The organism is Achromobacter sp. RT286_PF, assembly GCF_059760425.1.
The window spans coordinates 161,168-184,455 of the sequence record NZ_JCBAMR010000008.1 but is presented as its reverse complement, the minus strand read 5'-3'; the positions used below and the strand labels follow the sequence as shown (position 1 = coordinate 184,455).

Annotated in this window: 26 protein-coding genes; 10 read left to right on the top strand and 16 right to left on the bottom strand. The window is 64.1% G+C overall.

Going from position 1 to position 23,288, the window contains the following annotated elements; translation table 11 throughout:
* The first annotated feature begins 119 nt into the window (after positions 1-119).
* Both AC6LJY_RS09935 and AC6LJY_RS09930 read left to right on the top strand, forming a co-directional pair.
* Complete coding sequence (locus tag AC6LJY_RS09935) at positions 120-1,559, top strand: aminotransferase-like domain-containing protein (protein ID WP_498135835.1); 1,440 nt, start codon at positions 120-122, stop codon at positions 1,557-1,559.
* Complete coding sequence (locus AC6LJY_RS09930) at positions 1,556-2,119, top strand: DedA family protein (RefSeq protein ID WP_046802810.1); 564 nt, start codon at positions 1,556-1,558, stop codon at positions 2,117-2,119. Before AC6LJY_RS09935 ends, AC6LJY_RS09930 begins: the two co-directional genes overlap by 4 nt.
* A 9-nt stretch (positions 2,120-2,128) precedes the next feature.
* On the opposite strand, the gene AC6LJY_RS09925 is transcribed toward AC6LJY_RS09930, so the two are convergent.
* Both AC6LJY_RS09925 and AC6LJY_RS09920 read right to left on the bottom strand, forming a co-directional pair.
* Positions 2,129-2,401: a hypothetical protein gene (locus tag AC6LJY_RS09925; RefSeq protein ID WP_223264785.1), complete on the bottom strand. Its 273-nt coding sequence runs from the start codon at positions 2,399-2,401 to the stop codon at positions 2,129-2,131.
* Positions 2,402-2,638: 237 nt separating this feature from the next.
* Positions 2,639-2,884, bottom strand: coding sequence for a hypothetical protein (locus tag AC6LJY_RS09920; protein WP_046802809.1), 246 nt, complete (start codon positions 2,882-2,884; stop codon positions 2,639-2,641).
* A 185-nt stretch (positions 2,885-3,069) separates the two neighbouring features.
* On the opposite strand from AC6LJY_RS09920, the gene AC6LJY_RS09915 reads away from it, so the two are divergent.
* From AC6LJY_RS09915 to AC6LJY_RS09895, 5 genes are all read left to right on the top strand, one after another.
* Positions 3,070-3,675 carry a hypothetical protein gene (locus AC6LJY_RS09915; RefSeq protein WP_498135834.1) on the top strand — a complete coding sequence of 202 codons (606 nt, stop codon included), beginning with the start codon at positions 3,070-3,072 and terminating at the stop codon, positions 3,673-3,675.
* 77 nt (positions 3,676-3,752) lie between these two features.
* Complete coding sequence (locus AC6LJY_RS09910) at positions 3,753-4,211, top strand: Lrp/AsnC family transcriptional regulator (protein ID WP_046802807.1); 459 nt, start codon at positions 3,753-3,755, stop codon at positions 4,209-4,211.
* Between the two features lie 105 nt (positions 4,212-4,316).
* Positions 4,317-4,625 (top strand): hypothetical protein, encoded by a 309-nt coding sequence (locus AC6LJY_RS09905; protein WP_052945921.1) that lies wholly within the window; start codon positions 4,317-4,319, stop codon positions 4,623-4,625.
* Complete coding sequence (gene pdxA, locus AC6LJY_RS09900) at positions 4,622-5,602, top strand: 4-hydroxythreonine-4-phosphate dehydrogenase PdxA (protein ID WP_498135833.1); 981 nt, start codon at positions 4,622-4,624, stop codon at positions 5,600-5,602. The genes AC6LJY_RS09905 and pdxA overlap by 4 nt, the downstream gene beginning before the upstream one ends.
* Positions 5,603-5,773: 171 nt before the next feature.
* Entirely contained in the window at positions 5,774-6,751 is a 978-nt protein-coding gene (locus AC6LJY_RS09895; RefSeq protein WP_498135832.1) for a bile acid:sodium symporter family protein, read from the top strand.
* A 121-nt stretch (positions 6,752-6,872) separates the two neighbouring features.
* Here AC6LJY_RS09895 and AC6LJY_RS09890 read toward each other — a convergent pair whose 3' ends face one another.
* The 12 genes from AC6LJY_RS09890 to AC6LJY_RS09835 all read right to left on the bottom strand — a co-directional run bounded on the left by AC6LJY_RS09890 (position 6,873) and on the right by AC6LJY_RS09835 (position 17,110).
* Positions 6,873-8,255 (bottom strand): replicative DNA helicase, encoded by a 1,383-nt coding sequence (locus tag AC6LJY_RS09890; RefSeq protein ID WP_006218311.1) that lies wholly within the window; start codon positions 8,253-8,255, stop codon positions 6,873-6,875.
* On the bottom strand, positions 8,252-9,091 hold the full coding sequence (locus AC6LJY_RS09885; protein ID WP_120154478.1) for a BUD32 family EKC/KEOPS complex subunit: 840 nt from the start codon (positions 9,089-9,091) through the stop codon (positions 8,252-8,254). The genes AC6LJY_RS09890 and AC6LJY_RS09885 overlap by 4 nt, the downstream gene beginning before the upstream one ends.
* 126 nt (positions 9,092-9,217) lie before the next feature.
* Positions 9,218-9,673, bottom strand: a complete 456-nt coding sequence (gene rplI / locus AC6LJY_RS09880) for a 50S ribosomal protein L9 (protein WP_046802802.1) — start codon at positions 9,671-9,673, stop codon at positions 9,218-9,220.
* Between the two features lie 15 nt (positions 9,674-9,688).
* On the bottom strand, positions 9,689-9,961 hold the full coding sequence (gene rpsR, locus AC6LJY_RS09875; protein WP_006218308.1) for a 30S ribosomal protein S18: 273 nt from the start codon (positions 9,959-9,961) through the stop codon (positions 9,689-9,691).
* 118 nt (positions 9,962-10,079) lie between these two features.
* Complete coding sequence (priB, locus tag AC6LJY_RS09870; RefSeq protein ID WP_046802801.1) at positions 10,080-10,403, bottom strand: primosomal replication protein N; 324 nt, start codon at positions 10,401-10,403, stop codon at positions 10,080-10,082.
* Positions 10,404-10,454: 51 nt separating this feature from the next.
* Positions 10,455-10,829, bottom strand: a complete 375-nt coding sequence (gene rpsF / locus AC6LJY_RS09865) for a 30S ribosomal protein S6 (RefSeq protein WP_006218306.1) — start codon at positions 10,827-10,829, stop codon at positions 10,455-10,457.
* Positions 10,830-11,044: 215 nt separating this feature from the next.
* The gene (locus AC6LJY_RS09860) at positions 11,045-11,968 is read right to left on the bottom strand and encodes a DUF817 family protein (protein WP_314364639.1); all 924 of its coding nucleotides are present in this window, start codon (positions 11,966-11,968) and stop codon (positions 11,045-11,047) included.
* Positions 11,969-11,975: 7 nt separating this feature from the next.
* Positions 11,976-12,773 carry a GTP cyclohydrolase FolE2 gene (gene folE2 / locus AC6LJY_RS09855; RefSeq protein ID WP_498135831.1) on the bottom strand — a complete coding sequence of 266 codons (798 nt, stop codon included), beginning with the start codon at positions 12,771-12,773 and terminating at the stop codon, positions 11,976-11,978.
* Between the two features lie 292 nt (positions 12,774-13,065).
* Positions 13,066-14,934 carry a 1-deoxy-D-xylulose-5-phosphate synthase gene (gene dxs, locus AC6LJY_RS09850; protein WP_104143192.1) on the bottom strand — a complete coding sequence of 623 codons (1,869 nt, stop codon included), beginning with the start codon at positions 14,932-14,934 and terminating at the stop codon, positions 13,066-13,068.
* 53 nt (positions 14,935-14,987) lie between these two features.
* The gene (locus AC6LJY_RS09845) at positions 14,988-15,899 is read right to left on the bottom strand and encodes a polyprenyl synthetase family protein (protein ID WP_104143190.1); all 912 of its coding nucleotides are present in this window, start codon (positions 15,897-15,899) and stop codon (positions 14,988-14,990) included.
* Between the two features lie 7 nt (positions 15,900-15,906).
* Positions 15,907-16,173, bottom strand: a complete 267-nt coding sequence (locus AC6LJY_RS09840; protein ID WP_046802796.1) for an exodeoxyribonuclease VII small subunit — start codon at positions 16,171-16,173, stop codon at positions 15,907-15,909.
* Positions 16,174-16,255: 82 nt separating this feature from the next.
* On the bottom strand, positions 16,256-17,110 hold the full coding sequence (locus AC6LJY_RS09835) for an IclR family transcriptional regulator (protein ID WP_498135830.1): 855 nt from the start codon (positions 17,108-17,110) through the stop codon (positions 16,256-16,258).
* 169 nt (positions 17,111-17,279) lie between these two features.
* On the opposite strand from AC6LJY_RS09835, the gene AC6LJY_RS09830 reads away from it, so the two are divergent.
* The 3 genes from AC6LJY_RS09830 to AC6LJY_RS09820 all read left to right on the top strand — a co-directional run bounded on the left by AC6LJY_RS09830 (position 17,280) and on the right by AC6LJY_RS09820 (position 20,953).
* A complete protein-coding gene (locus tag AC6LJY_RS09830) occupies positions 17,280-18,248 on the top strand; it encodes a Bug family tripartite tricarboxylate transporter substrate binding protein (protein ID WP_046802794.1) in 969 nt (322 codons plus the stop codon).
* Between the two features lie 230 nt (positions 18,249-18,478).
* A complete protein-coding gene (locus AC6LJY_RS09825; protein ID WP_046802793.1) occupies positions 18,479-19,489 on the top strand; it encodes an acyltransferase in 1,011 nt (336 codons plus the stop codon).
* A gap of 318 nt (positions 19,490-19,807) precedes the next feature.
* Complete coding sequence (locus tag AC6LJY_RS09820; RefSeq protein ID WP_046802791.1) at positions 19,808-20,953, top strand: aromatic ring-hydroxylating oxygenase subunit alpha; 1,146 nt, start codon at positions 19,808-19,810, stop codon at positions 20,951-20,953.
* A gap of 151 nt (positions 20,954-21,104) precedes the next feature.
* Here the strand turns inward: AC6LJY_RS09820 and AC6LJY_RS09815 are convergent, their stop codons facing one another.
* Complete coding sequence (locus AC6LJY_RS09815) at positions 21,105-22,235, bottom strand: TIGR03364 family FAD-dependent oxidoreductase (RefSeq protein WP_120154470.1); 1,131 nt, start codon at positions 22,233-22,235, stop codon at positions 21,105-21,107.
* A gap of 13 nt (positions 22,236-22,248) precedes the next feature.
* Positions 22,249-23,271, bottom strand: coding sequence for a putative 2-aminoethylphosphonate ABC transporter substrate-binding protein (locus AC6LJY_RS09810; RefSeq protein WP_219991960.1), 1,023 nt, complete (start codon positions 23,269-23,271; stop codon positions 22,249-22,251).
* Positions 23,272-23,288: the final 17 nt, after the last annotated feature.

Sequence of the window (23,288 nt, the reverse complement as noted above, 5' to 3'; positions counted from 1 at the left end):
ACAGCCACACAGCGCCGCTTTCTGTACCGATGCAGATGCTCGATTTCGCCGCTGTTATGGTGTACTTTTCTCGAATCTGTGCCTTCCTTCAGTCCAACCACCCGGAGCATGATCGGCACATGGATCCACAACCGCTGTACCTACGCTTGGCGAACCACTACCGGCGCGCCATCCAGACGGGCGTCCTGGCGCCCGAGCAGCGCATGCCCTCCGTGCGCACGCTGGTGCGCACGCACCATGTCAGCTTGTCTACCGCCTTGCAGGCCTGCCGCCGGTTGGAAGACGACGGCTTGATCGAAGCCCGGCCCCGCTCGGGCTATTTCGTCTTGCAGGCGCGCCGCAACAGCATCCCCCCCGTTAGCGAGCCCGACATCCGCCAAGCGCTGGGCGCCGCGCAGTATGTCGGCATCCACGATCGCGTCTCGGACTTCATCGCCAAATGCGAGGCCCATCCCGTCAGCGCCAACTTTGCGCTGGCGGCGGCGGTGCCCGAGGCGTATCCGATGGATGCCTTGAAGCAGGCAATGACACGCGCGCTGCGGGTGTCGCCCCATGTGCTGGTCAGCCCGGTGCCCCCGCAAGGCCATCCCGAATTGCGCACCGTGCTGGCGCGCCGCGCCCTGGCCAACGGCATCAACGCCACGCCGGATGACGTCATCGTCACGCACGGCTGCATTGAAGCGTTGAACCTGGCGCTGCGCGCGGTGGCCCGCCCCGGCGACACCATCGCCGTCGAATCGCCCACCTATTTCGGCCTGCTGCAAATTCTGGAAAGCCTGGGCATGCGGGCGCTGGAAATCCCCACCAGCCCGCAACATGGCCTGTCCATCGAGGCCCTGGACCTGGCGTTTCAGACGCACGGCAATATTCGGGCCGTGGTGGTGGTGCCCAATTTCCAGAACCCCTTGGGCTGCGTCATGCCCGACGCGGAAAAGGCGCGTCTGGTCGCGCTGTGCGAGCGCCAGCAGGTGCCGCTGATCGAAGACGACACCTACGGCGCCTTGACCGATGACGACGCGCCGCTGGCGGCCGCCAAGTCTTGGGACGCCACCGGCAACGTCATCTATTGTTCGTCGATGCACAAAACCTTAGCGCCGGGCATGCGGCTGGGCTGGTTGCTGGGCGGACGCTGGAAGGCGCGCATCGCCATGCTCAAGTACGCACAAAGCCGGCCCAATGAACCGCTGGCGCAGATCGCCGTTGCCGAATACCTGGGGTCGCGCGCCTACGACCGCCACCTGGCACGGTTGCGGCGACATTTAAAAACGCAGCGCGACCAGACAGCCGAAGCCATTGCCGCGCACTTCCCGCGCGGCACACGGCTAAGCGTGCCGCAAGGCGGGATGCTGCTGTGGGTGGAAATGCCAGAGGGCCGGTCCGGCATGGATGTGTTCGAAGCCGCGTTGCGCCAAGGCATCCGGGTCGCGCCCGGCGCCATGTTTTCCAACAGCACGCGCTACAACCACTTCCTGCGGATCAGCTGCGGCCAGCGCACCACGCCCGACATCTCGCGCGCCTTGCTGACCCTGGCGCGCATTGTCGGTGAAGGCGCCACATGAATGCGTCCCTGCACCAGTTCATTGTCGATTACGGGCTGTGGGCCGTGCTGGCCGGCACGTTCCTGGAAGGCGAGAGCGTCGTGGTATTCGCCGGCTTTCTGGCGCACCAGCATCTGATGCACCTGCCGTACGTGATGCTGTGCGCGTTTGCCGGGTCGTTCATCGCGGACCAGTTATTGTTTTTCCTGGGCCGCCGCTATCGCGATCACCGCTACGTGCGGCGCATCCGCGAAAAACCCGCCTTTGAAAGAGCGCTTGCCGCCATCGACCGCTACCCGCACGGATTCATCCTCAGCCTGCGATTTCTGTATGGCTTGCGTACCGTCGGCCCGGTGGCGCTGGGCATGTCCCGCGTGCCGCCGCTGCGCTTTCTGGTGCTCAATGCCATTGCCGCCGTCATCTGGGCGGTCTGCTTCAGCCTGGTGGGGTATGCGTTCGGCCAGACGATTGAATCGCTGCTGGGGCGCCTGCATGGCGTAGAGACCAAGCTGGCCGTGGCCCTGGCGATCGGGGTGGTGATCGGCCTGGCCTATCACCTGCTGGCGCGGCGCCGTCGTTGACCGCCGTCGTCAGCTGAATAACCTGCCGCTGGCGCGCAGCACGTGACGGCGGCGGGCCTTGCGGTACCAGCCGCCGATGAAGGGCAGCAGCGCCAGGCGGCGCAGGATGGGATGGCGTTGGTCGAAGTCGTGCCACGCCTTGAAGCCATGGCCCATGCGCTCCCAGCTCTCGCGCGCTTCGGGTGAGAGTTTGCCGGGGTCGAACGCCGCCAGCTTTGCCGCTTCCGAGACACGCGCCAACATGACGCTGCCCGGATGTTCCAATCGATACTGATTCCGCATGGGGCCGCATATTACCCGGCTTGGCGGCCGTGTGGACACCACACAATCGCGCGCTTGAAACGCGCAAATGGAGCCACCTTTGACCGCCCTGTCCAAGCCTTTGTATTTAAAGGCAAATGCGAATCTATGCCCGGACTATCCCAAGGCTTGTCCACAGAAGCTGTGGGTAACTTTCCGGTCGATGCGACGCAGAACAGCCCTTGCCAAGACAGATCCCGAGCGCCCGCCCCCAGGCGCTTATTTCAACGCGGCAATGATCATGTCGCGCACGCTTTCGAAGCCCGCCACATACTGGGGGTTTTCGGAACGGGCCAGCAGACTGGAGTAGTTCTGTTCCAGTTGCGCCTCGATGGCCTCGCGCAGGCCCGGCGATGCCTTGGCCAGATGCAGCATCGACAGCAGCGTCGAATTCAGCGCGTCGATGCGGCCGCCCTGGTGCGAAATGGTGTGGACGATAACGGCGATTTGTTCTTGAGTATCCATGGCTGAAGCCTCCTGGCAGTAATGATCGGCGCAAATCCTAGCATGCCCCCCCCACCCCCCCCGTACGCCTGGGCCGCGCTAGGCAAGCGCCAGGGGCCGCGCTAGCATAAAGCGTAGCCGCTCAAGCACCGCGGCGCACGCCGCCGGGCGCCATCCACGGCGCACGGGGCCACCGGAGCGCGCGTATGAAGACGATCCAGAACTATGCACCGCCAGATGCCCAATCCTTGCAGCGCTTGCAGGACAGGCTGGGATTCAGTGACGCGCGCATGGCCGAGTTGGCCGGGCTGGATGCCGCAACGCCGTGGTCAAGTTTCGTGGGCGGCCCCGAGCCGCGCACGCTAGGCCGGCAACGCCTGTTCTTCATGATGGCGCGCCTGTCGCTGGATGAAGCGCAATGGCAACGCGTGGTGGACGCCATGCACGACGCCGGCGCCCGCTTCGACTATGACGAGGCCTTGTCAGCCAGCACGCCCCCCGCGCCGGAGCCAGTGCCCGACGAGGAACGCAAATTCGGCATGTTGCTGGTCAGCCGTAACGGCGCCTTCCACGAAATGGAGCAGCTGCGCGAATTCGCGCACTTCGCGCATGAAGCCGACGTCAGCCGCTACGTCAATTCGGTGTTCTATGACAGCGACATCGACCTTTGCCGCTTCCGCTTCGCCGACCACGACGGCCTGACCGACGCCAGCCGCGATCGCATTTTCGACGCGGCCCACAAGACCATCACCCGATTCGAATTCGATGGCCGCATCTACCACGGCGGCATTCCCCCGGAATCGGACGGCTAGCAACGCGTCATCGCATTGACGCGGGCGGGCCCGCGCCTGTACCGTCGGCTCTTCGCTATTTGCCGCACGCCTTTTGCATGAACGAACGACTCGACGACATCGACCGGCAATTGCTCAGCCTGCTCTCGGCCAATGCGCGCGAACCCGCCGCAATCCTGGCGCGCAAGCTGGGTTTGGCGCGCACCACCGTGGTCGCCCGCATCGCGCGGCTGGAACGCGAGCACATCGTGTCGGGCTACGGCGTGCGCCTGGGTCGCCGGCTGGAAGAAGCCGCCGTGCGCGCCTATTGCTTCATCAGCGTGCTGCCCAAGACACCGGCCGCCGTGATCCGCGAACTGGAACGGATGCCGGAAGTGGAAGAGGTTTCGTCCGTCAGCGGGCCCTATGACTACCTGATTTTCCTGCGCTGTGAAACGCACGAGCAGCTGGACGAGCTACTGGACCGCATAGGCCTGATCGACGGCGTCAAACAAACGCAGACGTCCATCGTCCTTAGCCGCAAGGTCGATCGCCGCAGCGCCGTGGCAGCCCCCTGAAGGTGCGCGCGGGCGTCTGCTGCCCCCGCCCGGACCGGCCGGCCGTCTTTTCTCGCGGACCGACATGGTGTTGTAATGGCGGATATCGCGTTTTCTGGATGCCCCATGCTTGCACGCCTTGCCCCCGCCGCCGCCCTGCTGACCTTGCTAGCCGCCTGCTCCAGCATGAGCGAGGTCACCTCCGTCGGCAAAGACACTTACAGCGTTACCTATAGTTCGGGCACGCAGTTGCTGACGTGGGTAGAACTGAAGAACCAGACGCTGCAACGCGCCGATCAGTATTGCCAGGACATCGGCCGCAAGCTGCAAAAGCCGAAGGTGACGTCAAACCACGCCACGGGCCTGGGCTCCAAGCGCGCCACGGTCACGTTCGAATGCGGCGTGGTCGAGCCGCCCAAGGACAAGGCATCGTGAACCCCTCGTTGCCCGTGGGCATCACCATGGGCGATGCCGCCGGCATCGGCCCTGAAATCGTCGTCAAGGCGATCGCGCAAGGCCTGAGCGCTCCCTGTGTGGTGTACGGCGATGCGGGCGCGCTGCGCCGCGCGGTTGCCCAGCTGGGCGCACGCCTGGACGTTGTCGAAGTTCGCGATGTCAGCCAGGCCGGACCCGATGCGGCGCGCATCCATGTCATTGCCTGTAGTCCGGCCCTGCCTGACGATCTGCCGCTGGGGCAGATCAGCGCAGCGGCGGGACGCGGCGCCTACGACTACGTCTGCGCCGCGATCGACGACGCGCAGGCCGGGCGCATCCGCGCCATCGTCACTGCGCCGCTGAACAAAAAGTCCATGCATGAGGCCGGCATCGATTACCCCGGCCACACCGAAATCCTGGCCGACCGCTCGGCCACGCAGGACTTCGCCATGATGCTGGCCAACGACGAGCTGCGCGTCCTGCTGGTGACCATACACGTGGCGCTGGCCGAGGTCATCGTGCGCATCACGCCCGACGCCGAGCTGACCGCCATGCGGCTGGCCGACCGCGCGTGCCGCCAGATGGGCATCGCCGCGCCGCGCGTGGCGGTGGCGGGCCTGAACCCGCACGCCGGCGAAGGCGGCAAGTTTGGCCGCGAGGACGTCGACATCATTGAACCGGCAATCGCCCGCGCGCGCGCCGAGGGCATCGACGCCAGCGGCCCCTGGCCAGGCGACACCATCTTCATGCGCGCCCGCCGGGGCGAGTTCGACATCGTGGTGGCGCAGTACCACGACCAGGGGCTGATCCCGGTCAAGTACCTGGGGCTGGACCACGGCGTGAATGTCACGGTGGGCTTGCCCTTCGTGCGCACCAGTGTCGACCACGGCACCGCCTTCGACATTGCCGGCCGGGGTGTGGCCGACCACGCCTCGCTGGTCGCCGCGTTCGACCTGGCGCTGGCAATGACACCCTGAGGCGCACGACGGCGACGGGGACTACAATACGCCCCGTTTCCGACGCATCCCATGCGCCGCCGACTGCCCAGGCTTGATTCGCCGCGGGGTTTTCGCTTGGCTTGCCGCTTGCCTTGCCGCCTGGTTCGCAGCGCGTTGTTCCCGCTTTCGTCTGCTCCTCTCTATCCATCCATGTCACGCCTAGTCCGCCTTCTGCCCGACCGCTTCACCCTCTACCTGATCTGCACCGTCATCATCGCCAGCATCGTGCCCGCGCACGGTCAAGGCGTGGTGATATTTGGCTGGATCACAAACATCGCGGTCGGCCTGCTGTTCTTCCTGCACGGCGCGCGCCTGTCGCGCGAGGCCATCATCGCCGGCCTGACGCATTGGAAGCTGCACCTGACGATTTTCTCTGCCACGTTCCTGATGTTTCCCTTGCTGGGCCTGGCGCTCAAGCCGGTGCTGGAACCCTTGGTCACGCCCGAGCTGTATCTGGGCATCCTGTTCTTGTGCTGCCTGCCCGCCACGGTGCAATCGGCCATCGCCTTCACGTCGATGGCGCGCGGCAACGTGCCCGCGGCGGTGTGCAGCGCGTCGGCCTCCAGCCTGCTGGGCATCTTCCTGACGCCGCTGCTCGTGGGCACGGTCGTGGCCAATGCCGGCAGCGCGCCGATTTCGTTCGACGCGGTCGGCAAGATCATGCTGCAACTGTTGCTGCCCTTCGTGCTGGGCCAGTTCGCGCGGCGCTGGATCGGCGCCTGGGTGCACAAGCGCAAGGCCATGCTGAAGTTCGTCGACCAGGGTTCGATCCTGCTGGTGGTGTATACCGCCTTTTCCGAGGCCATCAACGAAGGCCTGTGGAGCACCACGCCCATCCCGGCACTTGCCGGCCTGGTGGTGTGCTGCGCGGTCATCCTGGCGCTTGCCCTGGTCCTGTCGGCGCTGGCCGGCAAGATGTTCGGCTTCAATGTGGAAGACCGCATCACCCTGCTCTTCTGCGGTTCGAAAAAGAGCCTGGCCAGCGGCATTCCGATGGCGCAGGTGCTGTTCGCCGGCCACGCCGTGGGCGCCATCGTGCTGCCCTTGATGCTGTTCCACCAGATCCAGCTGATGGTGTGCGGTGTGTTGGCCGCGCGCTATGGCAAGCGTCCTGAAATCGAAGGCTGATCGCCGCGATTGCTATTGCGCTGAGGGTAAAAAAAACCGCGCCCCATGAAACGGGGCGCGGTTTTTTTTGGGCCGCGACCAAGGCAGTCTTGATGGCGGTCAGTACAGGGTCAGTACCGGGTCAGTACATGTCTCGCGGCTGCGCGCCCGAGAAGTTCAAAAAGCGCGTGCTCGAACCCTGGAACGTCAGTCGCACCGTGCCGATGGGGCCGTTACGCTGCTTGCCGATAATGATCTCGGCCGTGCCCTTGTCGGGCGAATCCGGGTTGTAGACTTCGTCGCGATAGATGAACAGGATCACGTCGGCATCCTGTTCGATAGCGCCCGATTCGCGCAGATCGCTCATCACGGGGCGTTTGTTGGGGCGTTGTTCCAGGCTTCGGTTCAGCTGCGACAGCGCAATCAGCGGGCAGTTCAGTTCCTTGGCCAGGCCCTTGAGCGAGCGGCTGATTTCCGACACTTCGGTGGCACGGTTTTCGCCCGAGCCGTTACCCGACATCAGTTGCAGGTAGTCGATGATGATGAGCCCAAGCTGGCCGCATTGGCGCGCCAGGCGGCGCGTACGCGCGCGCACTTCCATGGGGCTGAGCGCGGGCGTTTCGTCGATGTACACCTGCGCATCCTGCATCAACTGCACCGCGTGCGTCACACGCGGCCAGTCGTCGGCGATCAGCTTGCCGGTACGCATCCGATGCTGGTCCAGCAGGCCGACCGAACCCAACATACGCATCGCCAGCTGCACGGCGCCCATTTCCATGGAAAACACCGCCACGGGCAGGCCCTGCTCAATCGCGACGTGTTCGCCAATGTTCATCGAGAACGAGGTCTTGCCCATGGACGGGCGGCCAGCCACGATGATGAGGTCGCCGCCCTGCATGCCGGACGTCATCTTGTCCAGGTCGGTAAAGCCGGTGGGCACGCCGGTCACGTCCGAGCTGCCTTCGCGGTGGTAGAGCTCGTCGATGCGTTCCACTACCTGGGTCAGCAGCGGCTGGATTTCCTGGAAGCCGGCGGCGCCGCGCGAGCCTTCCTGGGCGATCTTGAACACCTTGGATTCGGCTTCGTCCAGCAGCTGGCGCGCTTCCTTGCCCTGCGGGTTCAGGGCGGCCGACGAGATCTCGTCGGCAATGGACACCAGCTTGCGCAGCATGGCGCGCTCGCGCACGATTTCGGCGTAGCGGCGGATGTTGGCGGCCGACGGCGTGTTGTGCGCCAGCGCGTTCAGGTAAGCCAGGCCGCCCGAGTCCTCGGCCTTGCCGGCACTGATCAGCGATTCGTTGACGGTGATGACGTCGGCGGGACGCGCCAGGCCAATCAGCCGGGCGATGTGGTGCCAGATCAGCCGGTGGTCGTGGCGGTAGAAGTCTTCTTCGACCAGCACGTCGGCGATGCGGTCCCACGCGGTGTTGTCCAGCAGCAGGCCGCCCAGAACCGACTGCTCCGCCTCGATGGAATGGGGGGGAACGCGCAGGTATTCAAGCTGGGGATCGGCAGGTGTATTCATGACTTCAATAGTAACGGCTGCAGGATGTCCGCAACGCGAAAAAACCCTTGCACATCGCGCGACGGAAGACGCCGCAACAAGGGACGCAAAGGCGCCGCGACACTGCAAAGAATGCGGGCCAGACGGGTCAGGCGCGCTTTGACGGCGGCATCGGGATTGCTGTCCAGATACACGTCGAGCGCCAGTGTACCCAGCGTGACGGCCACGTCATCGGGCAATTTACGCAAAGACACCAGCGAGGACAACATCTGGAAAAGGTCGTACGCCTGCGCCAGCGGACGCGACAGCGTCGACCCGATGTTCTCTTCGAAGTCGATGCGCCACAGCTCGCCGTCCTGCAGGGTGACGTTACGGATCTGCGCGCCGCCATGCCACATGCCGCGCGCGTGGAAGGCGGCCAGATCGGCGGCCGCCGCCCGGGTCAGCCACAGCTGCGAGGTCGCGTCTTCGTTGCGAATCAGATCAGCCAGGTCGTCGCCCACGTATTCCAGCACCAACAGGCCCTGTTCCTGCCACCACACTTCGGGCACACGGCAACCGGCCTCCAGCAGCATCGACAGGCGCTGGGCTTCATGCGTCAGGCCATTGCGCAGCAACACGCCGGGGCGCGGAAATTCACCTAGGAACAGCTTGCAGCCCACGCCCAGCAGAAAGGCGCGCACATAGCGCAGCGCATAGCTGACGCCACGCCCAAAACTGGGCCGCCGGCGCTTGACGATGCAGCGCACGCCATCGATCGTCACGTCGCGCACCGAAGGTTCGCGCAAGGCGTCGACGCTGTCGAGCCAGGCGCGCAGGCCGGGCGGCGCGTTGTGATGGACGGGCGGGTGGGTCAAGAGGTCCTCTGAGCTGGGCAAGATGGCGCGCGATGCGTAATGCCGACAAGGCGGAACGCAACGACGGCCGGTCAAAAAGAAAAAAAGCCGGCGCGCGGGCCGGCTTCTTTTTACCGCGGGTACGGCTTAGGACAGTTCGCCTTCCACCAGAACCGTGACGTCGACGACAACGTCGGCGTGCAGGGCGACCTGGATCGGGAACTCGCCAACCGACTTCAGCTGGCCGTTGGGCAGACGCACTTGCGCCTTTTCAACGCCTTCGAAACCGGCCTTCTTCAGGGCTTCGGCGATGTCGGCATTGGTGACCGAGCCGAACAGACGGCCGTCAACACCAGCCTTCTGGGCAATCTTCAGCTGGTAGCCGGAGATGCGCTCGCCCAGAGCTTGGGCGGCGGCCAGCTTTTCAGCCTGGGCCTTTTCGAGTTCGGCGCGGCGAGCTTCGAATTCCTTCAGGGCGGCGTCGGTAGCACGACGGGCCTTGCGCTGGGGGATCAGGAAGTTGCGGGCGTAACCGTCACGCACACGAACGACTTCACCCAGGTTGCCCAGGTTGACGACTTTTTCGAGCAGAATAACTTGCATTTTCAGTGCCCCGGATTAGTTGTGGTTGTCGGTGTAAGGCAACAGAGCCAGGAAGCGCGCGCGCTTGATGGCCGTGTCCAGCTGGCGCTGGTAGATTGCCTTGGTGCCGGTCAGGCGAGCCGGGATGATCTTGCCGTTTTCTTGCACGAAGTCGCGCAGGGTGTCCAGATCCTTGTAGTCGATCTCTTCGACGCCGGCTGCGGTAAAGCGGCAGAACTTACGACGCTTGAAAAGCGGGTTCTGCTGCGTGAATTTGCGTTTTTCTTTGCGTTTTCCGAAGAAAGCCATGATATGTGCCTCTATGTTTGAGGGGGCGGGTTTTACCCGGGGTTTTTAGAAACCGGGCCCAGCTCCCCATAACCTATCCGTATTCAGAAGGCGCTCTCGCACCCTTTGCTCAACCTGTTCAAGCCACCTGCGGATCGCGTCCTGCGCTACCGCTGATCTTGCGTGCCTGCTGCAAATGCAGCTTGATCTTCACCGAGTCCTTGCGGGCGGGAGCCAAAAACCCCTGCACCAGCAATTCAGACCCTAACGCGGTGTTCTTCAACAGCAACGCCAGATCGCCCAGTGCCACGGCCGTAATCGTCAATTCAACACGGCGCGGATGGCCGGCTTCGATAACTTCGGACTCGTGTGCCAGCACCATTTCCAGTGCGGGCAGGCCGGCGGGAGTGTGGCGCAAAGGCTCGCATTCAAGAACGCGCGCGCTAAGTTCCAGCTGATTCATCCTGCCAGGCACCAAGGGGACTTCATAAGTTGAGCTCTGCGTGAGCCCTGCTTATTCGGGCTGAACCGCGACAGCCTCAGCCGAAGCCTTACGGGCTTCTTCACGCTCAACCGACTTCATCATGATCGAGGGCGTGGTCTGGGCCTTCTTGGTCTTGATGACCAGGTGGCGCAGAACGGCGTCGTTGTAGCGGAACGAGTGTTCCAGCTCATCCAGCGTGGCTTGGCCGCACTCGATGTTCAGGCAGACGTAGTGAGCCTTGACGAGCTTCTGGATCGGGTAGGCCAGTTGGCGGCGACCCCAGTCTTCCAGGCGATGAACCGAGCCGCCTTGGCCCGTAACCAGCGCTTGGTAGCGTTCGACCATGGCGGGCACTTGCTCGCTTTGGTCGGGGTGAACAATAAACACTACTTCGTAGTGACGCATGAGTAAAACTCCTTGAGGATGTCCTGCCGGCCTGGCGTCTTGCACCCGCGCTTTCCATCATGGGTGGTTGTGTAGTGGTTCACAGAAGACCGTGGTGGTACACAGAAGACATCAGCCCGGCAAGGGGCAGCCCGCTACCCAAAAACCATGGGCGGTCGAGCAAGAAAGCCCTCGATTATTACCGATTGAGCATCGGTTCGCAAGCGACTGGGGCGTCAGGAAATCAGGGACGGGGCGTTTTCGCCGCCCTGCCCCGCCGCTTGCGGCAGATCGGCAACAGCGACTTCCCTGGGCCGATTAACCACGCTGACCATCACGTAGCTGATGATCATCAACAGGAACCACGACCCCAGCTTGGCGATGGACACCCATTGCCACGCGTGGGACTGGTTTGGATAGCGCCAGGCATTGGCGAAAGTGCCGATGTTTTCGGCAAACCAGATGAACAAGGCCACCAGCACGAACCCCAGCAGCAACGGCATGCGGCGATAGACGCGCCAGATGCGGAAATACACCCAGGTGCGGGCAAACAGCACGGCGGCCAGCGCAAACAGCAACCACCGGAAATCCATGACGAAATGGTGCGAGAAGAAGTTCACATAGATCAGCGCTGACAAAGCCACGGTAGCCACCAGCGGGGGATGCGCGCGAAAACGGAAATCGAACAGGCGCCAGACACGCGCCAGATAACTGCCCACTGCGGCATACATGAAGCCCGTGAACAGCGGCACGCCGCCGATGCGCAGCACGCTGGCCTCGGGGTAGATCCAGGACCCGGCCGCCGTCTTGAAGATTTCCATGCCGGTGCCCACTACGTGGAACATCAGGATCACGCGGGCTTCGCTCCAGGTTTCCATGCGCAGCGCCAACAAGACGGCCTGGATACCCAGCGCCGCAAGCGTCAGAAAATCGTAGCGCGCCAGCAGCGCATCCTTGGGATACCACCAGTGCGTGCCCAGCAACAGCGCGCACATCAACCCGCCGAACAGGCAGGCCCAGGCTTGCTTGACCCCAAAGCGGAAAAACTCGTAGAACGCCACGCCCAAACGGCCGCGGCCGGCCAGGTTATTGGCCAGCCGCGATTCCCAGGCTTGCAGCCTTGCGATAAGCGGCCAATCGGTGGCCGCCGGATGATGCACGGTGGGCTCAGCCTTCCACGACGGCGTAGGCCGAGTGGTTGTGTATCGATTCGAAGTTCTCGGCTTCAACGCGATACCGCGCGATGCCCGGGTGCGCCGTCAAGCGCGCGGCCACGTCACGCACCAGGTCTTCGACGAACTTGGGATTGTCGTAAGCGCGTTCGGTCACGTACTTTTCGTCGGGCCGCTTGAGCAGACCCCACAATTCGCACGAGCCTTCTTCTTCGATCAGGCGGATCACGCCGTCCATGCTGATGTCGTCGGTAAGAATGGCCGACACGGTCACATGCGAACGCTGGTTATGCGCGCCGTACTCCGAGATGGCCTTTGAACACGGGCACAGGCTGGTCACCGGCACCTGGACGACCAGCTCGAATTCGACCGCATCACCCTTGGCGCGCGCGATCCACTGAACTTCGTAGTCCAGCAGGCTTTGCACGCCCGAAATGGGGGCTGATTTGTTGATGAAATACGGAAACGCGGCGGTGATATCGCCGCTTTCGGCGTGCAGCAACGGCAGCATGTCGGCCGCCATGGCGCGGAACCGGGCCGGCGTCATGGGCGTGCTGCGGTACTTTTCCAGCAGCGCCACAAAACGGGACATGTGCGTCCCTTTTTCTTCGGGCGGCAGCGCAACGGTCAGCGTCCAGTTGGCGACGGTGCCCTGGGGCGCCCCATCACCGCCTTCCACCAGCATGGGATGGCGCACACCACGAATGCCCACGCGCTGAATCGGGATGTGCCGGGTGTCCGCCGAACTTTGGACATCGGGCATTACCAGGGCGGGGTCGATCGGAGAATTCATGTCAGCGTACCTGTCTAGGCGATCAATCGCTTGTGGACGCGCCTAGGAAACTTGAAGAGGGGGCCATTATCGCCCAAAGCCTTGCCTACGCCAGGGAAAACCCTTCTATGGGTAGGTCGGTGACGGCGGAACAGACTGTTCCAGATTCCGGGCAATGGCGAGGCCAGGGCCGGAAAGTACGGCTGGGTCGACCACCGGCTGGATCAAGCGCCAAGTGGGTCGACCGCCGAGTGGGACGATCACGGCCAGTTGCACTTGGCCGGCCAAGTGAAACCGGCTAAATGCCACCGCCTTAGTCTTTCGCCAGCAGCTCGGCGTAGCGGTTACGGATCGACTGCTCGATACCGGCGGCATCCAAACCGATGCCGGCCAGCAGGGCCGACTGTTCGCCATGGTCAATAAAGACATCCGGCAGGCCTAGTTGCAGGACCGGAATCTGCACGCCAGCAGCGCTCAACACTTCCAGCACCGCGCTGCCCGCGCCGCCCATGATGGACGCGTCCTCGATCGTGACGAACGCATCGTGGCGGCCGGCCAGATCAAGAATCAGGGCTTTGTCGATCGGCTTGACGAAGCGCATGTCCGCCACCGTGGCGTCCAGCTTGCCGGCTGCGGCCAACGCCGCTTGCACCAGCGTGCCGAAACCCAGGATGGCGATTTTCTTGCCCTCGCGCCGCACCACGCCCCGGCCCAGCTCCACCGTATCCAGGCCAGGGGCCTCGACCGCGCCGCAACCCGCGCCGCGCGGATAGCGCACGGACGCCGGGCCGGGATGCTGATAACAGGTCGACAGCAGCAAGCGGGTTTCGCTTTCGTCGGACGGCGTGGCCACCACCATGTTGGGCACGCAACGCAGGAAAGCGGTGTCGTAATTGCCGGCATGGGTGGCGCCATCCGCGCCGACGATGCCGGCGCGGTCCAGGGCGAACGTCACGTCCAGGTTTTGCAGCGCCACGTCGTGGATGAACTGGTCGTAGCCACGCTGCATGAAGGTCGAGTAGATGGCCACGACGGGCTTTTGCCCTTCGCAGGCCACGCCCGCCGCGAACGTCACGGCGTGCTGCTCGGCGATGCCGACGTCGAAATAGCGCAGCGGAAACCGCTTTTCAAATTCGACCAGCCCGCTGCCTTCGCGCATGGCGGGGGTGATGGCGACCAGGCGCGTGTCCTGCTCGGCCGTGTCGCACAACCACTGCCCGAAGACCTGCGTGAACGTGCGCTTGCCCGGCGCCTTCGATTGCAGGATACCGACGGCGGGATCGAATTTGCCCGGGCCGTGATACAGCACCGGGTCCGCCTCGGCCAGTTTGTAGCCCTGCCCTTTCTTGGTGACCACGTGCAGGAATTGCAGGCCTTGCAGCGCCTTCAGGTTCTGCAAGGTGGGCACCAGCGCGTCCAGGTCATGGCCGTCGATGGGGCCGACGTAATTGAAGCCGAATTCCTCGAACAGCGTGGCCGGCGTGACCATGCCCTTGGCGTGCTCTTCAAAGCGGCGCGCCAGTTCAAGCACGGGCGGCACGTGCTGCAAGACCGCGCGGCCCACGTTCTTGGCGGTGGCGTAGAAGCGGCCCGACATCAGGCGCGCCAGGTAGCGGTTCAGCGCCCCCACCGGCGGCGAGATCGACATGTCGTTGTCGTTCAGGATCACCAGCAGGTTGATGTTGGGCGTGACGCCCGCGTTGTTCATGGCTTCGAAAGCCATGCCCGCCGACATCGCGCCGTCGCCGATGATGGCGATGTGCTGGCGCTGCACGCCCGCATTGCGCGAGGCCACCGCCATGCCCAGCGCCGCCGAGATCGACGTGGACGAGTGCGCCGTGCCGAAGGCGTCGTATTCGGATTCGCTGCGCTTGGGAAAGCCCGAAATTCCGCCCTGTTGCCGCAACTGCGCCATGCCGGCGCGGCGGCCGGTCAGGATCTTGTGCGGGTAGGACTGGTGGCCCACGTCCCAGACGATGCGGTCATGCGGCGTGTCGAACACCTGGTGCAGGGCCAGCGTGAGCTCGACCGTGCCCAGGTTGGACGACAGGTGCCCGCCCGTTTTGGATACCGACTCCAGCACGAAGCCGCGCAGTTCGTCGGCAAGCTTTTTCAGCTCGCGACGATCCAGGCGCTTGAGGTCTGCCGGGGATTGAATGCGGTCCAATAAATCAGTCGTCATGCTTTTTTGGGGTTCGTTGACCCGACCTGGACTCAGGCCGGGCTTGTCACGGATCAGCGGTCTCGAAGGACGATGAAATCGGCCAGTTGCGCCAGGCGCAACCCGGCATCGCCCAGGGGCTCCAGCGCCGCCAGCGCGGCCACACGCAATTGCTCGGCGAACTCGCGCGCCTCGGACAGGCCCAGGAGCGAGACGTACGTCGGCTTGTTTTCCGCCGCGTCCTTGCCGGGCGTCTTGCCCAGGCTGGCCGTGTCGGCGGTAACGTCCAGAATATCGTCCACCACCTGGAACGCCAAGCCCATGGCCTGCGCGTACGCGTCCAGCGCCTGGCGCGAGGCCGAGCTGGCGCCCGCCACGATGCCGCCCAGCGCCACGCTGCACGCAAGCATGGCGCCGGTCTTCATGCTGTGCATGGTCTGGAGTTCATCGCGCGACAACGAATGGCCGACGCTGAGCAGGTCGATGGCCTGGCCGCCCGCCATGCCTTGGCTGCCAGCGGCGCGCGCCAGCGACTGCGTCGCCTGCACGATCAGCGCGGGCGCGATGGGCATGGATGCCAGCAGGTCGAACGCCAGCGGCTGCAAGGCGTCGCCCGCCAGCATGGCGGTGGCTTCGTCGAACTGCACATGGGTGGTGGGCCGGCCACGGCGCAAGGTGTCGTCGTCCATGCACGGCAGGTCGTCATGCACCAGCGAATAAGCGTGGATCAATTCGACAGCGGCGGCCGCGCGGTCCAGCGAGGCCTCGATGGCCAGCACACTGCCGCTAACCGGGCAGGCCTGCCCGGCGGCGTAGACCATGGCGGCGCGTACGCGCTTGCCACCGCCCAGCACGGCGTAGCGCATCGCTTCGTGCAAACGGACGGGTAGCACATCCGCGGGCGGCATCAGGTCGTCCAGCACGTCTTCAACGTGCCGCACGCGCCCCTGCAACCACTCCGCGAAGGGGAGTTGAGTGGTCTTCATCGGTTTTTTATTCGTCATCCAGCGCCGCCGGGTCCAGCGGGCGCAGCAAGTCGCCTTCCAATACCTTGACCTGCTGTTCCGCCTGCGCCAAGCGTTCCTGGCAGACCCGCGTCAGCGCCACGCCGCGCCGGTAAGCGGCCAGCGACTGCTCAAGCGGCAACGAGCCGTCTTCCATGGCCGCAACCAACGATTCCAATTCGGCCAGGGCCGTTTCAAAATCCTGGGGCAAGGGACGGTCATCGATCTGCGGATCGGCTTGTGTGGGGTTGGCCAAACGGGTCTCCGAGGGCGCTAGGGGTGGATCAATTTGTGAATTGTACGAGATAGCCAACGCGGACCCAGATGCGCCGCAAGGATCAGGCCGACGCCCCCGCCAGTCCTGCGATCGCGGCCCGTAACGCGGGGCCGACGCGGGACCGCAGCTCGGATTCAGGCAAGAGGCTCAATGGCCCGCCGCAGCTCATGACGAAGACGCCTTCGCCGGTGATCGAGGTAAACGGCACGGCGACGGCGTTGATGCCGGATTGCCATTCGCCCAGCGCGAAACAGCAGCCGAATTCCTGTAATTCAGCGCGGGCGCGATCGATGGCGGCCACGGGCGGGGCCACCGGACCCAGGCGCGCCATCACCTCCTGACAAGCGGTGTCGGGCAAGCTGGCCAGGTAGGCCCGACCCATGGCGCTGTCCAGGCTGGCGCGATAGCCAACCGGCAACCGCAGGTACAGCGCCGAGGATCCATGGATGGCTTCGACGTAGGTCATCGCGTCGCCGTCGAACGCGCCCAAGGCCACGGCGCCGCCGGTGTCGCGCGCCAGTTCCGTCATGGACGCCTTGGCCAGTTCGCGCACTTCCAGCCCGGCCAGCAAGCCGAAGCCCAGCGCCAGTACGCCATAGCCGGGCGAATACTTGCCGGTGTCGGGGTGATAGCGCAGGTAGCCCAGTTCGGTCAGCGTGTAGGTGATGCGGCTGATGGTGGGCTTGGGCAGGCCGGTCAAGCGCGCCAGGTCCAGGTTGCCCAGCGCCGTCACGCCATGGCGAAAGCAGCGCAAGACGTCCAGGCCGCGCGCCAGGGCAGTAATAAAGTCCGGCGAATTGGCGCCCTCGCCCACGCCGGCTGTGCGTTTGCGGCGTGCCGGCTGGCTCAGTTCCAGCGTTTCGTCCGGTTTGACGGCGGCGTGCACCACGCGCTTGGAGTCAGAAAAAGATTGCATTTCTATTCGCTTCGTTTTTATAGTTTATTTCGAACGACAAAACTAAATTCCAACATACGGAATTTAAAACATCCAAGGAGACCTGGCAAGCCACCGCGCGGCGTCACGCGACGCGGCAGCCAAGCCAGGCCCGGCGATCCACTCATGCACGCGATTTCAAGGGGAAAACATGATTCGCACGAGCCTCAAACTGCTGGCCACCGTCTTGCTCAGCGCCGCCGCGCTGGGCGCCCAGGCCGAGACCTATCCGACCCGCCCGATCAAGGTCATCTCGCCCTTCCCGGCCGGTGGCGCCACCGACGTGCTGACCCGCATCCTGGCCGAGCGCATGGCCAAGACGCTGGGCCAGCCGATGATCGTGGAAAACAAGGCGGGCGCCGGCACGTCCATCGGCGCGGCCTATGTGTCGCGCGAGCAGCCGGACGGCTACACCATCCTGATGGCGACCAATTCCACGCTGGTCACCAACCGCTATCTGTATAAGGAACTGCCCTACGACCCGGACGGTTTTGCCCGTATCGGCATGGTGGGCGTGGGCCCCCTGGTGCTGCTGTCCAGCCCCAAGCGCCCGTTCAACAGCACGCAAGACGTCGTGGCTTATGCCAAGCAGAACCCCGGCAAGCTGACGTTCGCCACGTTCGGCCCCGGCACCTCGTCCCATCTGGCGGGTGAACTGTTCAAGGAACGCGCCGGCATTGACATCCTGCACGTGCCGTTCAAGGGCGCGACCCAGGCGCTGCCCGCCCTGATCAGCGGCGACGTGGACTTGTTCTTCGACATGGTCGCCACCGGCATGCCGCAGGCGGACGCGGGCAAGGTCAAGGTGTTTGCCATCACCAGCCCGTCGCGCCTGGCCACGCTGCCCAAGCTGCAAACGCTGGCCGAAGAAGGCTACCCCGCCTTCGACATGACGGCATGGTTCAGCTTCGTAGCGCCCAAGGGCACCCCCGCACCGGTGCTTGAAAAGCTGCAAGCCGCGCTGACTGAAACCCTGAAGGACGAAGCCGTCAAGAAGCGCATGCTGGACATGGGCATCGACCCGCGTTCCGGCACGGCCGCCGAGCTGGACAAGCAGATCAAGACCGAACAGCCCATCGTGTCGCAGTTGATCAAGCAAGCCAACATCGTCTTGCAGTAAGGCGGCAATGCGCTGATGCGGCCGCCCCGCCGCCCACGGTTTCGTGACAAATCGTTGGCGCGTGGGCCAAGCCGCCGGACCTTGCCGGGCCCCCGGGCCTACCCCCCCTTTGCACCGACAGCGCCCGCCCGGGTCCTGTCGGTTTTTCATGCCTTGCCTAACCGCTGGATACAGAAGCGCACCCGGGCTCACTGCTAAGGTGAGGATGCGAAAACACCAGCGGGAGCCCGATGCAAACCCCCGAAGACCGTTATGCCCGACTGGACGCCGCCCGCTGGCTGGCGGCCGTAGCCGTGGTCCTGCTGCACAGCGCGGCCTTGATTGTCAGTGACCCTGCCGCGTATGGCGGCGGCGCGTGGCTGGCCGCCAATCTGTACGACTCGGCGGCGCGCTGGTGCGTGCCCGTTTTCGTCATGGTCAGCGGCGCCCTGCTGCTGGACCCGAACAAACCCCACGACGCCCGCAAGTTCTACAGCCGCCGCATGGCGCGCATCTGTGCGCCCCTGCTGTTCTGGACCTTGTTCTATCTGGCCTGGCGCACCGGGCTGGATTGGTGGGACGACGGCCGGGTGGACTTTTCGTTCTGGCCCCGCAAGGTGGCGCAGGGCGAACCCTATTACCACCTGTGGTACCTGTACATGATCGTGGGGCTGTACCTGTTTGCCCCGCTGGCCCGCCTGCTGTACGCACGCAGCACGCCGCGCGGCCGGTCACTATGGGTGGTGGGTATTCTGGGCGTGGCCATTCTTGACGCGCTGTACCGCCGCGCGCTGGGCGCCCCGCACGGGTTCTTCCTGACCTGGTTCCTGCCGTATCTGGGTTATTTCGTGGCGGGACGGTTGATTTTTGATGGCGACCTGCGCATCCCCCGGCCGGGCCTGGTCCTTGCGGGCAGCGTTGCGGCCACGGCGCTTGGCGTCACCGTGATGTCCGACGGCCACGCGCTGGATACGTACTTTTATGATTACTTCAGCCTGACAGTGCCGTTCATGTCGCTGGCCGCCTTCCAGTGGATCGTGTCTTCGCCCTGGCTGCCGCGCCTGTCCGCGCTGGCGCCCTTGACCTTCGGCGTGTACCTGATCCACCCCGTGTTCCTGGACGTGGCGCGGCGCGCGGGCGCCATCTCGGGCAACCCGCGCGATGCCTGGGCAGTGCCCTTGCTGACCGTTGCCGTGTTCGCGCTGTCGGCGGCCAGCAGCTGGCTGTTAAGGCGTCATCCGGCCACGCGCAAGCTCGTCTGAAAGACCTACGCCGCGAAGGGTTAATCGGACGATGGAACGGGGCCGGCAGGCCCCGCCAACGCTGGATTTAGCCCCGTCCATCTTCCCGGGCGGCAGGGAGGCCCTTGGGGTACAATTCACGGCTTATTTGATCGGCCAGACACCGATTTTTCTTCGCGCCAGCACGTACGTAGCCAAGCTCACGGTTGAGCTCCAAGCAGTTTTCAGACCGTTTTTCGACGCAATTTTCGGATCCGGTCATTAAAACTGCTGGGCTTGAACAAAAGCGCTTGGCAGAGCTCAAACCGTCCTGGCTTTTTTATCCGAGCGGAGGGAATCATGACCGACATCGGTCGGATGGCACATGTCGTGCCAGCTCGCACCCAGCTACCCGTCAGTGCATATTTTGACGAAGCCCTCTTTGCCCGCGAGCAAGAACTCATTTTCAAGCAATCCTCGCAATATGTCGGCCATCAGAAATTGGTGCCTGAAATCGGGGATTGGCGGTCGTTGGTACAGGAAAGCGGGGGACGCGTGCTGGTTCGCAACCAGCAAGGCGTTGAACTCATCTCAAATGTCTGCCGCCACCGTCAGGCTTTGATGCTGGGCGGCGAAGCCGGCAATGTGGCCGGCAACTGCAATACGCACGGAAACTTGAAGGCAACCGGTGGCAACATCGTTTGCCCCCTGCACCGTTGGACGTACAACAACCAAGGCGAGTTGTTGGGCGCGCCTCAGTTCGAGACCACGCCCTGCATGAACTTGCAGAAGTTTCGCCTGCGCGATTGCCACGGCTTGCTGTTCGAAGGCCCGCGCGATCCGGCTTCCGACATGGCGCCGCTGTTCTCGCGCCCGGAATTCAACTTCGGCGACTACGTGCTGGACCATGTCGAGGTGCATCAGTGCAACTACAATTGGAAAACCTTCATCGAGGTCTACCTTGAGGACTACCACGTTGGCCCGTTTCACCCGGGCCTGGGCCGCTTCGTCACCTGCGACGATCTGACCTGGGAATTCAACGACTGGTACAGCCTTCAAAAAGTGGGCGTGCACAACGCGTTGGCGCAACCGGGTTCGGATGTGTACAAGCAATGGCACGACCGCCTGTTGTCGTTCCGCGAAGGCGACGCTCCGGATTTCGGCGCGGTCTGGGTCACGTACTTCCCGACCCACATGATCGAGCTCTATCCGCACGTGCTCGTGCTGTCCACGCTGTACCCGAAAAGCCCGCAGGAAACGGTGAACGTCGTCGAGTTCTACTACCCCGAGGAAATCTCGGCGTTCGAACGCGAATTCGTCGAGGCCCAGCGCGCCGCCTACATGGAAACGGCCATTGAAGACGACGAGATCGCCGAACGCATGGACGCGGGCCGCAAGGCCTTGATGTTGCGCGGCGTGAATGAAGCCGGCCCCTACCAATCGCCCATGGAAGACGGCATGCAGCACTTCCACGAGTGGTATCGCCGGATCATGCAGGACTTGTAGGCACCCTGGCCTTCTTCCATACAGGCCATACCCGCCATACCCGCCATACAAAAAGGGCTTTGCGTCACACAACGCAAAGCCCTTTTTCTTTTGCCGCAAGGGCAATCGGACCAGGGTCGACGACTGCCCGACCGTGATCCGATCAGCGCCGTCAACGTCCCATCACCTGGGCCACCGTGCGTTCGCCGATGGCCAGGCCCACCGTCATGCCCACGCCCGAATGCATGACCGCGACGGTGGTGGCCGCGTCCACCGGCATCACCGAAAACGGCGCCGGTCCGTGCGCGCCGTAAACCCCCTGCCAGCGCTCCAGCACACGCAAGCGCGCACCCAGCGCCTGCGAGGCCAGGTCCAGCATCGTGTTGTCGACCGCTTCGTCGTTGAACGGGAACGCGTCCGTCCCATAACGATGCGAATCGCCAATGATGAGTTCGCCGTTGGGCGTAGGGCTGATCAGCAGGTGTATGCCATTTTCCAGCAGCATCGGCGTGCGTTCCTGGATGACCTGGCGCAGCGCATGCGCCGTGGGCAAGTCCGAGAACGCGCCGTAGTGCACGCAGGACAAACCCGTCAACACCGGGCGGTCCAGGGCGATGGGGTTCGTCTCGAACGCCGCGCGCAGCATTTGCAAGCGCGTGACTTCCAGGTTCATTGGCGCAAAGCGTTCGGGCAGCAGCGTCAGGTAATCATGACCAGGGCACACGAACACATGCTTGCCCTGAAAATCGCCGGCGGTGGTGCCCACCAACCCGTTCTCGACCGCGCGCGCCAGGGTGCCGGTGATAAACGTCACGCCCAGCGACTCGGCCAGGTATCGCGTGATGGCGGGTAGCGCATCGCGCGAATAGATTTGCAGGTCGTCATGCCCGCGCAGCGCCAGGCAGTGATGCGCCAACTGACCGCCATACAGGCCGGCCACCTGACGCGCCGACAGCAGCTCGGCACGGTAGCCTTCCTGCATCAAACGCGTGTCCGCGAATTCCTGCAACACGCTGGCCTCGTCGATATTTCGCGCCAGCACCAGCGCGCCGTTGGCCCGCACATGAAAGCCCGCCTTGGCGGCCAGATCCAGCCACAGCTCGCGCGCCTGCTGGGCATGCGACAGCATCATGCCGGGCGCCTGGCCGGTCACAATGACCTGGCCGAAGTTGCGGATGGTGGCGCCATGCGCCTGGCGGCTGCGTTCGATCACCGCCACCGACAGGCCGCGCTTGGCGGCCGCCCAGGCGTGGGCGATGCCAAGCATGCCCGCACCCACCACGATTACGTCGTATGTTTTCATCGCGGGCCGTGCCTTACTTCTTCTTGGGTTCCGACTTGCCGTCGTAGCGGCGCGTCCACTCGGCGATGATGCGTTCGCGGTTGGTCGCGGCCCACACAAAGTCGTTCTTGATCATGCGCTTGGTCAGGTCGGCCGGCAGGTTCGGGTTGACCGTGGCGATGGACGGAATCGCCAGCACCGCGAAGTTGGCCTTGTACAGTTCGTTGGCTTCGCGGCTGGCCGAGAAGTCAGCCAGCTTGCGGGCCGCGTCCAGGTTCTTGGTGCCCTTCATGATGGCGGTGGCTTCGACTTCCCAGCCCAGGCCTTCCGACGGGAACACGGCTTCAACCGGCGCACCGTCGGCCTTGAGCTTGGCCGCGCGATAGTCGAACGACACGCCGATGGGGAATTCGCCAGCGGCCGCCATGTTGCAAGGCTTCGAGCCCGAGTGCGTGTACGACCCGATGTTCTTGTGCAGGGCATCCATGTAGGCCCAGCCCTTGTCTTCGCCAAAGATCTGCAACCAGGCGCTGACATCCAGGAAGCCCGTGCCCGAGGACGCCGGGTTCGGCATGACGATCTTGCCCGCGTACACCGGCTTGGTCAGGTCTTGCCACGACGTGGGCTTGGGCAGCTTCTGTTTTTCGGCCTCGATGGTGTTAAAGCAGATCGCGGCCGCGTAGCCGTCCATGCCCACCCACGACGGCTCGGCCTTGGCGTCGCGCATGTTGGCGGCGATCTGATCCAGGCCCTTCGGGGCGTACGGCTGCAACATGCCTTCCTTGTCCATCAGGCCCAGTGCCGTGCCGGCCAGGCCCCAGATCACGTCGGCTTTGGGGTTGCTCTTTTCGGCCAGCAGCTTGGCCGCGATGATGCCGGTGGAATCGCGCACCCACTGGATCTTGATGTCGGGGTTGGCCTTCTCAAACGCGGCCTGGTAGACCTTGATCTGATCGGCTTCGAGCGCGGTATAGACCGTCAGCGTGGTCTCGGCGGACGCGGCGCCCATCACGCCCGTCAGGGCGGCGGCCAGTGCAAGCAACTTGTAGCGATTCATGAAGAACTCCGTGAATA

What these genes read in the sequence shown, in the direction of transcription:
- AC6LJY_RS09810 (WP_219991960.1), bottom strand. Translation starts at nt 23,271, where the DNA reads ATGAATCGCTACAAGTTGCTTGCACTGGCCGCCGCCCTGACGGGCGTG.
- AC6LJY_RS09890 (WP_006218311.1), bottom strand. Translation starts at nt 8,255, where the DNA reads ATGAATACACCTGCCGATCCCCAGCTTGAATACCTGCGCGTTCCCCCC.
- rplI (WP_046802802.1), bottom strand. Translation starts at nt 9,673, where the DNA reads ATGCAAGTTATTCTGCTCGAAAAAGTCGTCAACCTGGGCAACCTGGGT.
- AC6LJY_RS09835 (WP_498135830.1), bottom strand. Translation starts at nt 17,110, where the DNA reads ATGCAATCTTTTTCTGACTCCAAGCGCGTGGTGCACGCCGCCGTCAAA.
- rpsF (WP_006218306.1), bottom strand. Translation starts at nt 10,829, where the DNA reads ATGCGTCACTACGAAGTAGTGTTTATTGTTCACCCCGACCAAAGCGAG.
- AC6LJY_RS09915 (WP_498135834.1), top strand. Translation starts at nt 3,070, where the DNA reads ATGAAGACGATCCAGAACTATGCACCGCCAGATGCCCAATCCTTGCAG.
- AC6LJY_RS09930 (WP_046802810.1), top strand. Translation starts at nt 1,556, where the DNA reads ATGAATGCGTCCCTGCACCAGTTCATTGTCGATTACGGGCTGTGGGCC.
- AC6LJY_RS09910 (WP_046802807.1), top strand. Translation starts at nt 3,753, where the DNA reads ATGAACGAACGACTCGACGACATCGACCGGCAATTGCTCAGCCTGCTC.
- folE2 (WP_498135831.1), bottom strand. Translation starts at nt 12,773, where the DNA reads ATGAATTCTCCGATCGACCCCGCCCTGGTAATGCCCGATGTCCAAAGT.
- dxs (WP_104143192.1), bottom strand. Translation starts at nt 14,934, where the DNA reads ATGACGACTGATTTATTGGACCGCATTCAATCCCCGGCAGACCTCAAG.
- AC6LJY_RS09830 (WP_046802794.1), top strand. Translation starts at nt 17,280, where the DNA reads ATGATTCGCACGAGCCTCAAACTGCTGGCCACCGTCTTGCTCAGCGCC.
- AC6LJY_RS09925 (WP_223264785.1), bottom strand. Translation starts at nt 2,401, where the DNA reads ATGCGGAATCAGTATCGATTGGAACATCCGGGCAGCGTCATGTTGGCG.
- AC6LJY_RS09815 (WP_120154470.1), bottom strand. Translation starts at nt 22,235, where the DNA reads ATGAAAACATACGACGTAATCGTGGTGGGTGCGGGCATGCTTGGCATC.
- AC6LJY_RS09820 (WP_046802791.1), top strand. Translation starts at nt 19,808, where the DNA reads ATGACCGACATCGGTCGGATGGCACATGTCGTGCCAGCTCGCACCCAG.
- AC6LJY_RS09895 (WP_498135832.1), top strand. Translation starts at nt 5,774, where the DNA reads ATGTCACGCCTAGTCCGCCTTCTGCCCGACCGCTTCACCCTCTACCTG.
- AC6LJY_RS09935 (WP_498135835.1), top strand. Translation starts at nt 120, where the DNA reads ATGGATCCACAACCGCTGTACCTACGCTTGGCGAACCACTACCGGCGC.
- AC6LJY_RS09905 (WP_052945921.1), top strand. Translation starts at nt 4,317, where the DNA reads ATGCTTGCACGCCTTGCCCCCGCCGCCGCCCTGCTGACCTTGCTAGCC.
- AC6LJY_RS09845 (WP_104143190.1), bottom strand. Translation starts at nt 15,899, where the DNA reads ATGAAGACCACTCAACTCCCCTTCGCGGAGTGGTTGCAGGGGCGCGTG.
- AC6LJY_RS09920 (WP_046802809.1), bottom strand. Translation starts at nt 2,884, where the DNA reads ATGGATACTCAAGAACAAATCGCCGTTATCGTCCACACCATTTCGCAC.
- AC6LJY_RS09825 (WP_046802793.1), top strand. Translation starts at nt 18,479, where the DNA reads ATGCAAACCCCCGAAGACCGTTATGCCCGACTGGACGCCGCCCGCTGG.
- priB (WP_046802801.1), bottom strand. Translation starts at nt 10,403, where the DNA reads ATGAATCAGCTGGAACTTAGCGCGCGCGTTCTTGAATGCGAGCCTTTG.
- rpsR (WP_006218308.1), bottom strand. Translation starts at nt 9,961, where the DNA reads ATGGCTTTCTTCGGAAAACGCAAAGAAAAACGCAAATTCACGCAGCAG.